The organism is Streptosporangium sp. NPDC000509, assembly GCF_042898365.1.
Lineage (GTDB): Bacteria > Actinomycetota > Actinomycetes > Streptosporangiales > Streptosporangiaceae > Streptosporangium.
In genome coordinates this window covers 64,566-75,807 of record NZ_JBIAYX010000027.1, presented here as the reverse complement: position 1 = coordinate 75,807, position 11,242 = coordinate 64,566, and the positions used below count along the sequence as shown (strand labels likewise).

11 protein-coding genes are annotated in these 11,242 nt (G+C 71.9%); 9 read left to right on the top strand and 2 right to left on the bottom strand.

What is annotated here, in order from left to right; translation table 11 throughout:
• Positions 1–356: 356 nt before the first annotated feature.
• Positions 357–1,160: an IclR family transcriptional regulator gene (locus ACFY3D_RS36005; protein WP_389988353.1), complete on the bottom strand. Its 804-nt coding sequence runs from the start codon at positions 1,158–1,160 to the stop codon at positions 357–359.
• Between the two features lie 133 nt (positions 1,161–1,293).
• On the opposite strand from ACFY3D_RS36005, the gene ACFY3D_RS36000 reads away from it, so the two are divergent.
• From ACFY3D_RS36000 to ACFY3D_RS35965, 8 genes are all read left to right on the top strand, one after another.
• Entirely contained in the window at positions 1,294–2,826 is a 1,533-nt protein-coding gene (locus ACFY3D_RS36000) for an ABC transporter substrate-binding protein (RefSeq protein ID WP_389988350.1), read from the top strand.
• Positions 2,827–2,999: 173 nt separating this feature from the next.
• On the top strand, positions 3,000–3,923 hold the full coding sequence (locus ACFY3D_RS35995) for an ABC transporter permease (RefSeq protein WP_389988347.1): 924 nt from the start codon (positions 3,000–3,002) through the stop codon (positions 3,921–3,923).
• Positions 3,920–4,783, top strand: a complete 864-nt coding sequence (locus ACFY3D_RS35990; protein WP_350948820.1) for an ABC transporter permease — start codon at positions 3,920–3,922, stop codon at positions 4,781–4,783. Before ACFY3D_RS35995 ends, ACFY3D_RS35990 begins: the two co-directional genes overlap by 4 nt.
• The gene (locus ACFY3D_RS35985) at positions 4,773–5,792 is read left to right on the top strand and encodes an ABC transporter ATP-binding protein (protein ID WP_389988344.1); all 1,020 of its coding nucleotides are present in this window, start codon (positions 4,773–4,775) and stop codon (positions 5,790–5,792) included. The genes ACFY3D_RS35990 and ACFY3D_RS35985 overlap by 11 nt, the downstream gene beginning before the upstream one ends.
• On the top strand, positions 5,789–7,111 hold the full coding sequence (locus ACFY3D_RS35980) for an oligopeptide/dipeptide ABC transporter ATP-binding protein (RefSeq protein ID WP_389988342.1): 1,323 nt from the start codon (positions 5,789–5,791) through the stop codon (positions 7,109–7,111). The genes ACFY3D_RS35985 and ACFY3D_RS35980 overlap by 4 nt, the downstream gene beginning before the upstream one ends.
• 11 nt (positions 7,112–7,122) lie before the next feature.
• Positions 7,123–8,214: an LLM class flavin-dependent oxidoreductase gene (locus tag ACFY3D_RS35975; protein ID WP_389988339.1), complete on the top strand. Its 1,092-nt coding sequence runs from the start codon at positions 7,123–7,125 to the stop codon at positions 8,212–8,214.
• A gap of 116 nt (positions 8,215–8,330) precedes the next feature.
• The gene (locus ACFY3D_RS35970; RefSeq protein WP_389988336.1) at positions 8,331–8,849 is read left to right on the top strand and encodes a flavin reductase family protein; all 519 of its coding nucleotides are present in this window, start codon (positions 8,331–8,333) and stop codon (positions 8,847–8,849) included.
• Positions 8,849–9,310, top strand: coding sequence for a cupin domain-containing protein (locus tag ACFY3D_RS35965; RefSeq protein ID WP_362517181.1), 462 nt, complete (start codon positions 8,849–8,851; stop codon positions 9,308–9,310). The genes ACFY3D_RS35970 and ACFY3D_RS35965 overlap by 1 nt, the downstream gene beginning before the upstream one ends.
• A gap of 228 nt (positions 9,311–9,538) precedes the next feature.
• Here the strand turns inward: ACFY3D_RS35965 and ACFY3D_RS35960 are convergent, their stop codons facing one another.
• Complete coding sequence (locus tag ACFY3D_RS35960) at positions 9,539–10,144, bottom strand: class I SAM-dependent methyltransferase (RefSeq protein WP_389988333.1); 606 nt, start codon at positions 10,142–10,144, stop codon at positions 9,539–9,541.
• A 287-nt stretch (positions 10,145–10,431) separates the two neighbouring features.
• Here ACFY3D_RS35960 and ACFY3D_RS35955 point away from each other — a divergent pair, with 287 nt between their 5' ends.
• Positions 10,432–10,992 carry a hypothetical protein gene (locus ACFY3D_RS35955; protein ID WP_389988330.1) on the top strand — a complete coding sequence of 187 codons (561 nt, stop codon included), beginning with the start codon at positions 10,432–10,434 and terminating at the stop codon, positions 10,990–10,992.
• Positions 10,993–11,242 lie beyond the last annotated feature (250 nt).

Here is an 11,242-nt window from a genome sequence, read left to right as displayed (position 1 = left end):
CACGGCAGGGGCGCAAGACCTCGGATGCAGGTGGAGTGGCAGATTGCGGCCACGGTTAACGCGTGGGGTGATCGGTGTGAGGAGATGGTCGGCGAGTCTCGGTTATTTTACTTCTTATGGATTTTTTCTCATTAACTTTCATTAAAATCGGCATTCGGGACATTCGCCCGCGTGGGCCGTGCCGTGCCGTGCCGCGTCGTGTTGTGCCGTGCCGGGTGGGCTCGTGCCGTACGGTCCCGGGGCCGTCACCTCGACGCCCCGCCGCGCACCCGTGACCCGGCGGAAAGACGCGGCAGGCGGGCGCGGGGAAACCCGGGAGGCGTTTCACGAGCCGCGAAAGGAGGCGTGCGGGGTGTTCACGAGCCGCTCGCGGAGGCGTGCGCGGGTGCGGGGACCTGGAGGTCGTGGCCGAAGGAGCCGAGTCGTCGGGCGGTGGCGGTGAGCCGGGCGGTCAGCTCCGGGAGCCGGTCGTCACCCAGCCGTACCGCCGGGCCCTGGATGGCGAGTGCGGCCAGCACGTTGCCGTGGCCGTCGCGGACCGGGACGGCCACGGCCCGGACCCCGGCGACGCGCTCCTCGAAGTTGACGGCCGCACCCCGGGCGCGTACGCGGTCGAGTTCGGTCTCCAGGCCGGCCCGGGTGGTGATCGTGGTGTCGGTGTAGCGGGCGAAGGGCTCCTCCATGCCCACCCTCGGATCCCCGAAGGCGAGCAGGGCCTTGCCCATCGCGCACACGTGGATCGGGTTGCGCTGGCCGGGCTCCTGCTCGTAGCGGAGCGGCTGTCTTGAGGGGACCTGGAGCAGCACGGCCACCTCGTCGCCGATGCGCACCCCCAGGTTGACGGCCTCCCCGGTCAGGTCGCGCAGGGCCTCGAGTTCGGGGAGCATCGTGGTCGCGCCGAGGCGTTCCAGGGCGAGGCGGCCCAGCGTGGCGGTGGTGATCCCGAGGTGGTAGCGCTCGGTCACCGGATCCTGGCCGAGCATGCCCGCCGCGTGCAGGGCGCGGACGATGCGATGGGCGGTGCTGACCGGCAGGTGAAGCCGCTGCGCCACCTCGGTGGGGGAGAGCGTCGTCGACCGCTCGAACGCGCGCAGCACCGCGATGGCGCGTTCGATCGCCTGGGTGCCCCTGCGGGCGGCGTCTTCAAGCTTCGGCTTCATCGGGTCCACCGTTCCAGCTTAGGGCGGAGAGCTATTTCCTACACTCTTGACGGGTTTTTAGGGAATTACTACTATGTGGAATGAAGATCTTGCCATGTGGGATCTGGCTCGTTCCCCTGAGAGGACCCCCGTCATGCCTGTCCGTCGGCTTCTGCGACCACTGGCCCTGCTCATCTCGGTCGTTCTCGCGTTGACCGCCTGTGGCGGCGGCACCCAGTCGGTGGGCACCGCCTCCGGCGCGGAGGGAGGCACCCTCAAATGGGGCTGGAGCCTTCCCACAACGTGGGATCCCGTCACCTCCAGCGCCGGTAACGACGTCAACGCCCTGTCCCTCGTCTACAGCGCCGTCACCCGCCTGGACGACAGGGGCGACGCCGTCCCCGGCCTGGCCACCGCCTGGAAGTACACCGACGGCGGCAAGAGGGTCACCTTCACCCTCAGGGCCGGGCTGACCTTCTCCGACGGCTCCCCGCTCGACGCCGAGGCCGTACGCGAGAACCTCCTGCGCGGCCGGGACCAGAAGGACTCGCTCATCGCCTCCCAGCTGCGCGGGGTGAAGGACGTCGAGGTCGTCTCACCGACCGAGTTCGGGATCCTGCTCGACCGGCCCGACCACCAGATCCCCAACCTGCTCGCGGGAAAGACCGGGATGATCGTCAACCCCCGGGCCTTCGAGGCGGACGCCAAGGCCGTCAGCGCCAAGCCCGCGGGCGCGGGACCCTTCACCCTCACCCAGCTCGTTCCCGGCTCGCACGCCAACCTGGACCGCAACCCGTCCTACTACGACGTCGCGAACATCCACCTGGCCAAGTTCGAGCTGAAGACCGTCTCCGAGCCCGCCACCGTCGTCGCCGGACTCCAGTCCGGCCAGTTCGACGTCGCGATACTGCCCGCCGCCCAGATCGACGCGGCCAAGGCGGCCGGGCTGAAGGTCGACCTCATCCCCTCGCTCATGGTCCGGGTCCTGGACGTCAACAACAAGATCGCGCCGTTCGACAACCCCAAGGTCACCGAGGCGCTGAAGTACGCGGTCGACCGTGAGGCGCTGCTGGAGACCTCGGGATTCGGCGTCGGCGAGGTGAACACGCAGCCGTTCCCCAAGGGCCACCTCGGCCACAACCCCGAGCTGGAGAACCTCTACCCGCACGACCCCGCCAAGGCCAGGAAGCTGCTCGCCGAGGCGGGGTTCCCCGACGGCATCGACGTCCCGCTGACCACCGCCGACCCCGAGGGCCTGCCCGAGCAGGTCCAGGAGCAGCTCAAGGCCGCGGGCATCAGGACCACGATCAAACTCATCGCCCCGGCGCAGCACACCCAGCTCGTCTACGTCCAGCACAACGTGGCCCTCGCCCCCGACGCCTTCGTCGGCCGAGAGTCGCCGCTGCAGGCGCTCGGCGTCGTCTACGGGCCGGAGGGCCTGATGAACCCCGGCCGCAACACTCCCAAGGCGCTGCTGGAGCAGTTCGACAGGGTCCGCGTCACGCCGCCGGACGATCCCGGCTACGCCAAGACCGTCCAGGACGCGGTCGCCATCGGGGTCAGGGAACTGCCCAACGTCTGGCTGTTCTCCACACCGCGCATCTTCGCCCGCAGCCCCAGGGTCTCCGAGCTTCCCACCAACCTCGCGGTGCAGCGCTTCGACGGCGTACGGGTGACGAACCCGTGACCGCGCTGGGATCACGCGCCCCCGCGTCCGCGCGGGGAGCGGGGGAAGACGGGGAAACCGGGGGAGCCAGGAGGGGCGGAGGGGACGAAGAGGTCGGCCGGCCCGTCGTGACCGTGCCCTCGGCAAGACCCTCCCGGGTCCGCCGGAGCGCGGGGACCGCCCGGTGGCGCGCGGTGGCGCGCGGATCGGTCGCCCTGGTGGTCGTGGCGCTCGTCTCCACCTTCATCACCTACGGGCTGGGCGCGCTGGGCGACGCCAATCCGGCGGCGGCGGTGCTGGGAGAGACCGCGACCCCCGAGGACATCGCCAGGATGAGCCACGAGTTCGGGCTCGACCGCCCCTTCCTGGAGCAGTACGTCACCTGGCTGGGCAACGCGCTCACCGGAGACCTGGGCCGCTCCTGGTTCACCCAGCTCCCGGTCGCCGAGAGCATCGCGCAGCGCCTGCCCGTCGACCTGTCGATCACCGGCCTCGCGGTGCTCATCGCGGTCCTCACCGGGGGCGCGGCCGGCGTCGGCGCGGCGGTGAGCAACGGCGGCAGGTTCGACCGGATCGTGACCGCCGTCTGCGCGGTCGCCTCCACCCTGCCCGCGTTCGTCGTCGGCATCGGACTGATCGTGGTCTTCGCCGTGATCGTCCCGGTGTTCCCCTCGGGCGGGTACGTGCCGCTCACCCAGGATCCCGTCCAGTGGCTGAGGCTGATAACCCTCCCGGCGATCGCGCTCAGCCTCGACGCCGCCGCCGACCTCGCCAGGCAGCTCCGTACCGGCCTGGTGGCCGCCCTGCGGGAGAACTACGTGACCGGCGCGGTGGTCCGCGGGCTCCCGGCGGGACGGGTGCTGTTCCGGCACGCGTTGCGCAACGCCGCGGGCCCGGCGCTCACCGTACTCGGGATGCACATCCCACGCCTGATCGGCGGCGCGGTGGTGACCGAGGCGGTCTTCGCCCTGCCGGGTCTCGGCCAGCTCACCGGCGAGGCGGCGCTCAAGCACGACGTCCCGGTGATCCAGGGCGCGCTGCTCACCACCATCGCGCTGGTGCTCGTCTCCAACGTCACCGTCAACGCGGCCGTCGCCAGGCTGCGGGGTGTGCGATGAGCTCCTTCCGCAGGGCGTGGCGGCTGCCCTCCGTCAAGCTGTCCGTGACGATCCTCACCGTCGTGCTCCTCGTCGCGGTGTTCGGCGACCTGCTCGCCCCGCACGACCCGCTCGCGCAGAACCCCCGGCTGCGCCTGCTCGGGCCGTCGGGAGAGCACCTCCTCGGCACCGACTACCTCGGCCGCGACGTGCTCAGCCGGCTGCTCGCCGGGACCGGTCTCTCGATCGCCGCGGCGGCGGAGGCGGTCGCCATCGGGCTGCTCCTGGGGGCGATCCCCGGCCTCGCCTCGGTGTTCTTCGGCAAGGTCTTCGAGTGGACGACGATGCGGCTGGTGGACGCGCTGCTCACGCTGCCGTTCGTCATCTTCGCCATCGCCGTCGCCGGGATCCTCGGCAACGGCCCGCACCAGGCGATGGCCGCCATCGGACTGCTGCTCGCGCCGGTGTTCTACCGGGTCACCCGTACGGCGGCGCTGGGTTTCACCCGCGCACAGTACGTCGAGGCGGCCGAACTGCTCGGCGCGTCCCGCTCCCGGATCCTGCGCACCCACATCGCGGGCAAGGTGCTGCCGACGGTCGCGGTGACCGCGGCGGGGGCGTCCGCCGCGGCGCTGCTGGTGGTCTCCTCCCTCGCCTTCCTCGGCATCGGTGTCGAACCCCCCGCCCCCACCTGGGGCGGGATGCTCGCCAGCGACCTGGGCTACCTCCACCAGCGGCCACTCGCCCCGCTCGCGCCCGCCGTCGTGATCATGCTGACCGTCGGCGCGCTCAACGCCCTGGCCGACGCCGTACGCGACACGACCGGCCTGCACACCGACAGTCACCGTATCGACGAGAGCGAGGAAGTCCATGCCCGCTGAAGCGCTGTTGAGCGTGCGCGACCTGCGCGTGACCGTCTCCGGAGGCCGGGCCGAGGCCGTGCGCGGGGTTTCCTTCGAGGTCGCCCCCGGCGAGGCCGTCGGCCTGGTCGGTGAGTCGGGCAGCGGCAAGACCCTCACCTGCCGCGCGGTCCTCGGCGCCCTCGCCCCCGGCTGCTCGGTGAGCTCCGGCGAGATCGAGTTCGGCGGCCACGACCTGACGGGGGCGAGCCGTAGGCAGTGGCTCGGGATCCGCGGGAGCAGGATCGGCGCGGTCTTCCAGGACCCCGCCTCCTACCTGAACCCGTCCCTGCCGGTCGGCGACCAGCTCGCCGAGGTACTACGGGTCAAACTCGGCCTGCGGCGGCGCGCCGCCCGCGAGCGCGCCGTGGAACTGCTGGGCGCGATGGGCCTGCACGATCCGGCCCGGGTCCACGGCCAGTACCCGCACGAGCTGTCCGGCGGCATGCTCCAGCGGGTCCTCATCGCCGTCGCCGTCTCCTGCGATCCCGAACTGCTGATCGCCGACGAGGCCACCACCGCCCTCGACGTGACCGTCCAGGCCGAGGTGCTCGAACTCCTCGCCCGGCTGCGCGCCGAGCGCGGCCTGTCGATCGTCTGCGTCTCCCACGACCTGGCGGTCATCGCGGCGCTCTGCGACCGGATCGTCGTCTTCTACGGCGGCGAGATCGTCGAGTCGGGACCGGCGAGAGAGGTCCTGGACAGTCCGGCGCACCCCTACACCGAGGCTCTGCTGCGGGTCGCCTCGGCCGGAGACTGGGGCAGACGGACGCTGGAGGTCATCCCCGGCCAGCCGCCGCCCGCGGGCGCCTCGCTGCCGGGCTGCCGCTTCGCCGGCCGCTGCTCCTTCGCCGAGGAGGCATGCTCGGCGGCTCCCGTTCCCCTCACCGCCCACCCCGGTGGGCGCGAGGTCCGCTGCCTGCTGCGCCAGGAGCCGGCGGGGCGCGACGCGGTGGGCGTCGGCGCCGGAGCGCGGGGGAACGACCTGTGAGCGGCCCCGAGAACACCCCGGTGACCGGTTCCGGGTGGACTTCCGCGACCGCGACCGGTCCCGCGAGCACCTCCGCGACGGGCAGGGCGACCGCGGGCGGCTCAGCGGCCACCTCCCGCACCGGCCCGGCGGGGGCGCCGCTGCTGGCCGTGCGGGGCCTGAACGTGTCACTGGGCAGACCCGCCGTGCGGATCCTCAGCGAGGTCGACCTCACCGTCAGGGCCGGGGAGATCCTCGGGATCGTGGGGGAGACCGGCTCGGGCAAGACGACCCTGGCCAGGACCGTCGTCGGCCTGGTCGGCCCCGACTCAGGTTCGGTCGAGGTGGAGGGGGTCGAGATCTCCTCGCTGAGAGGCAGGGCGTTGCGGGCGCATCGCCGTACGGGAAAGGTGCGGTTCGTCTTCCAGGACCCGCTCCGCTCGCTCGATCCCGACCACAGCGTGGGAACCGTCGTCGGCGAAGGGCTGGCCGTGCGGCGCGTGCCCCCGGCCGAACGCGCGGCCAGGGTGCGGGCGGCACTGGAGCTGGTCGGCCTGGATCCCGCCCTCGCGGCCAGGACGCCCGGCCAGATCTCCGGCGGGCAGCGGCAGCGCGTCTCGATCGCCCGCGCGATCGTCGCGGAGCCGTCGCTGCTGATCTGCGACGAGCCGGTCAGCGCGCTGGACGCCTCCAACCGCAACCACATCCTGCGCCTCCTGGACGACCTGCGCGGCAGGCTCGGCGCCGGTGTCGTCGTCATCTCCCACGACCTCAGCTCCCTGGCGGGCGTCGCCGACCGGGTCGCGGTCCTCTACCGGGGCCGGATCGTCGAGGAGGGCCCGATCGGCGAGGTCTTCGACGACCCTCGCCACCCCTACACCGCGCTGCTCGTCGCCTCGGCCCCACGCGTGGCCGGTGCCGCCCGCCACAGCCTGGAGCGGCTGCGGGCGGCGCCCACAGGCGTGGCCGGTGCCGTCGGCGCCACCGGCGGCTGCGTCTTCGCCCACCGCTGCCCGTTCGCCACCGAGACCTGCGCGGTCGTTCCCGAACCGGTCGTCAGGGGCGGGCGCGCGGTCGCCTGCCACCACACCGGCACCTGGCCCGCACGGGCCGCCGCGTCGACGCCCGCCCTCGATCCCGTCCCGGTGGCCGTGACCGTTCCCGGCCGCGGCTCCGCCCTCGAAAGCCCTCTTTCCGAAAGCCTTGTTCCAGAAAGCCCTGCTCCCGGCTCCGTTTCCTTCCGCGGGTCCGCGGGCGGTCCCGGTCCCGCACCGAACCTCGCCTCCGCTCCCGTCCCCGATCCGGCCTCCGGTTCCGTTCCCCGCTTCGTCGCCCGCTAAGGAGTACACGCATGTCCATCGAGATTCTCGGCATGGTCGGTACGAAGGACTTCTCAGAGACCCACGGTTCCTTCGTCGACGGCCCGCCCATCGACGTTCCCTACCTGGCCACGTTCGCCCGCGCCCACGAGGCCGCCGGGTTCGACCGGGTGCTGATCGGCTACGGCTCGTCCTCGCCCGACGGGTTCGCCGTCGCAGCGTCGGTGCTGCACGCCACCGAGCGGCTGCGCGTGCTGATCGCGCACCGGCCCGGCTTCGTCGCCCCGACGGTGGTGGCGAGGAAGCTCGCCACTCTCGACCAGCTCACCGGGGGAGGCAGGGTCGCCATCCACCACATCACCGGCGGCGACGAGGCCGACCAGCGTCGCGACGGCGACTTCCTCGACCACGGTGGCCGCTACCGGCGTACCGGCGAGTTCATGTCCGTGCTGCGCCGTACGCTCACCTCGGCCGAGCCGTTCGATCACGAGGGTGAGTTCTACCGGTTCGAGGGCGCCTACAGCTCGGTCAGGGCCGACATTCCGCTCTACTTCGGCGGGGCCTCCCCGGCGGCCGTCCAGACCGGGGCCGAGCACGCCGACGTCTACATGCTGTGGGGCGAGCCGCTGGCCGAGACCGCCGAGCGGATCCGGCGCGTCAGGCAGGAGGCGGCCAGGCACGGCCGGGAGATCACCTTCAGCCTGTCCACCCGGCCGATCGTCGCCGCGACCGAGGCCGAGGCGTGGGAGCGGGCCGAGCGGATCAGGGCCGCGACCGCCGCGCGCGTCTCCGGCGGCGGACTCGGCTGGAGCAAGGGGAAGAGCGAGTCGACCTCCGTCGGGGCCGCCAGGCTCCAGGAGCAGGGCGCCGAGCGGGAGGTGCACGACGAGCGGCTCTGGTACGGCGTGACCAACCTGATCGGTCCCGGCGGCAACTCCACGGCCGTGGTCGGCACCGCCGAGCAGGTCGCCGAGGCGCTGCTGAAGTACCACGACCTCGGCGTCACGACCTTCCTCATCCGCGGCTTCGACCCGGTGGACGACGTCGTGCGCTGGGGCGACGAGCTGGTGCCGCTGCTGCGGCAGGGGGCCGAGCGGCGCGAACCCGTGGGCGTGGGCGCGTGAGCGCGACACGCGCGGCCAGGGGAGCCGGCCCCGAGCAGCCCGGGCGCGTCCGGCCGGGCAGGACCGGACACTCACGGCGAACCGATCATCAGGGACACGGCACAGGAGGTGGCACGATGAGCGCCGAAGCGGTCGGCGGCGGGCAGCCGCGCGATGTCTTCCTGTCCGCCTTCCGCAGGCACGCCGCCGGGGTCGCCGTCGTCACCGCCCCGGGTCCCGCCGGTTTCACCGCGACCTCGCTGACCTCGATGTCGCTCGATCCGCCGCTGCTGTCCTTCGGCATCTCGGTCGGCTCGTCGAGCTGGCCGGCGATCCGGGACACGGACGCGTTCGTCGTCCACATCCTCGCCGGAGACCAGCGGGACGTGGCGGAGCTGTTCGCCAGGAAGGGCGCCGACAGGTTCGCCGACCGGGATCGCTGGGAACCCCTCCCCGGAGGGGAACCCCTGCTGTACGGGGTGGCCGCGTGGCTGCTCTGCCGCACCCAGGAGCGGTTCATCGCGGGGGACCACCGGCTGGTCGTCGGCCGGGTCGTGGAGGGGCACACCGACCCCGCCCACCCTCCGCTGCTGTACCACGATGGAGGTTTCGGCGCGCTCGCGCCGCACCCTTCCGACCGAGCCAGGAGTGACTGATGCCGATCGTCCTTCCCGAAGACCCCTTCCACCGCCGCCTGCACCACATCGCGCCCGGTGGTCTCACCTCCGAGACCGCCCAGACCGGTGGCATGCGCCGCCGCGCGGCCATCAGCGGAGCCACGGTCGGCTCCAGCCGCCTGTGGATGGGGCAGACCCACGTGGCGCCCGCCACCGCGTCGGCGAACCACCACCACGGCGAGTCCGAGACCGCCATCTACGTCGTCAGCGGCAACCCCTCGTTCGTCTTCGCCGACATCGAGGGGGAGGAGCCCGTCGAGGTGCGCATCGACACCGAACCCGGCGACTACATCTTCGTGCCGCCCTTCGTCCCCCACCGGGAGGAGAATCCCGACCCCGACCTGGAGGCGATCGTGGTCATCGCTCGCAGCACCCAGGACGCCATCGTGGTCAACCTGGACGATCTCACCTGGACGGGACCGGTTCTGACCTCACGGTGACGGCGGCCCGCCGCGGGCCACCGTCACCAAGAGGTCAACGCGAGGTCAATGGGAAGTCACCGGGAGATCATCGCGAGGTCATCGCGTGCCCGCCGCCCGGAACGCCGGGCGGCTCCCAGGCCGAGCGTCCCGGCCGGTCGCTTTCCGCCCACCGGCGCACCTCCGCGTCGGTGGTCAAGAGATCACAGGTGTGTCCGGGGCGCCGCCGGGCGGTGTCCGGCCGGTCGTTCACCCGCCGGCCTCCCCGGCCGCCAGGCCGCCGGCCGCGTCCCCGGCCAGCCGGTCATCCGCCACGACCCCGGCGTACACCAGGGCGGGAGGTACGTTGCGCCAGATCGGCCCCAGGGTGTCGACGGTGGCGAACGTGCTGTTCATGAGGCCGCGGAAGTGCCTGGAGCGCTGGAACGGCATCACGGTCAGCGTCGTGATCGTGCTGAAGGCGCCGCCGGGGGCGAGACAGGTCGCGATCTCCTCCAGAACGCGTTTCTGCTGGGCCTCCTCGAACAGGGTCCAGGGGAGTGAGGAGACGATCGCGTCGGCGTGGGACAGGCCGGCCTCCCGAAGTATCTTGCCGAGGTCACCCGCGTCCCCGGAGATCACTTCCAGCCAGGGCCTGCTGCGCCGCAGATGGTGCACCATGCCCTCGTTGAGCTCTATGGCAAGCTGCCGTCCTCCCACGGGGAGGCGGTCGCGGATCGCGTCGCTGATCACTCCGCCGCCCGCGCCGAGTTCGACGACCGTGGCTCCGGGGGTTGTGGGAACGATCGAGGCCGCCAGGCGTGCGACGGCCTTCGAACTGGGAGCGATCGCCCCCAGCTGGTGGGGATTACGCATGATCGCACCGAGGAATGTGAACGTGTCACTACCGGCAGGACGATTTTGAGAGAGCATCGACAGCTTATTCCCCCTGTTGAGGGGGTTATGCCAGATAACGGGCTTCGATGATCGGGGTTCCACCACCGTACGGTCGCCGTACAGGTGCCGGTCCGCCGGGCGAAGGAAACGGGCGTTCCAGCGGTGGTGCGGTTCACCGTCGGTGACGGTCGCGACCCTCCTCTGCCCCGGGGAGGCGGGGCGAGGTACCGTCGTCTTATCGGATCCCGGTCATGAGGGGAGCCGCCATGCCAGACGATTCCGATCACGTGCTCGACTCCATCGACGGTGCCGTCGACGAATGGCTCGCCATGAGCGACGACTCGATGCGCTGGACACCGCCGGAGAAGGCGCGGCCGAAGCCCCAGCTCGGCCTGCCGGTGCCGCCGCTGCCGCAGGTGCTGGAAGACTTCATTCAGGAGGTCGGCGCCCGCCTCGGCCCACCCGCCCAGGCCGTGGTCGACGCGTTCCGTCCCCTGGGGGAGGGGGTGGTCGACGCGGTCTCCACGTTCCTCGACAGCCCGCCCGTACGGCAGCTTCTCGATCCGCCCGACCCGTCGGGCGATCGGCCGGAGGCGCTCGGAGTTCACGCGTTTCCCGACACGTTCGGGACGCCGCCGGGGGGCGCGTCCAGGCCGCCGCGTATGATCGAGTCACGGCTGGAAGAGGTCGAGCCGCCCGCGGGCCCGTCCGATCACGAGGATCCGCTCGGGCCGCCGGATCGGTCCGGGGCGTCTCCCGTGCGGGAGCGGCCGGACGCCGAGCTGTCAGGAGACGGGGATTCTCCGGCCGGGTCACCGCCGGCGTAGGTCCGGGGACTTACCGGTCGTCTCCGGTCATCGAGCCGGGCCGGCCAGGGCCGCAACCGCTCGCGCAGGGGGCCCTTCGGACAGGGGCCCTTGGAAGGGACCCCTTGGGCGAAGCCTCTTGAAGGAGGCCCCATTGGACGGGTTGGACGGACTCTCACCGCGGCCGGTCGCCGACGGTGCTTTGTTTGAAACTCCGGTGAGATCTTTCCGCGGAAACAGGTGAGTCTTCCCGCCGGAAGGGAAGCGGGTC

Coding starts and splice junctions, on each gene's coding strand:
- ACFY3D_RS35970 (WP_389988336.1), top strand. CDS start 8,331: ATGAGCGCCGAAGCGGTCGGCGGCGGGCAGCCGCGCGATGTCTTCCTG.
- ACFY3D_RS35990 (WP_350948820.1), top strand. CDS start 3,920: ATGAGCTCCTTCCGCAGGGCGTGGCGGCTGCCCTCCGTCAAGCTGTCC.
- ACFY3D_RS35965 (WP_362517181.1), top strand. CDS start 8,849: ATGCCGATCGTCCTTCCCGAAGACCCCTTCCACCGCCGCCTGCACCAC.
- ACFY3D_RS36005 (WP_389988353.1), bottom strand. CDS start 1,160: ATGAAGCCGAAGCTTGAAGACGCCGCCCGCAGGGGCACCCAGGCGATC.
- ACFY3D_RS35960 (WP_389988333.1), bottom strand. CDS start 10,144: ATGCGTAATCCCCACCAGCTGGGGGCGATCGCTCCCAGTTCGAAGGCC.
- ACFY3D_RS35985 (WP_389988344.1), top strand. CDS start 4,773: ATGCCCGCTGAAGCGCTGTTGAGCGTGCGCGACCTGCGCGTGACCGTC.
- ACFY3D_RS35975 (WP_389988339.1), top strand. CDS start 7,123: ATGTCCATCGAGATTCTCGGCATGGTCGGTACGAAGGACTTCTCAGAG.
- ACFY3D_RS35955 (WP_389988330.1), top strand. CDS start 10,432: ATGCCAGACGATTCCGATCACGTGCTCGACTCCATCGACGGTGCCGTC.
- ACFY3D_RS36000 (WP_389988350.1), top strand. CDS start 1,294: ATGCCTGTCCGTCGGCTTCTGCGACCACTGGCCCTGCTCATCTCGGTC.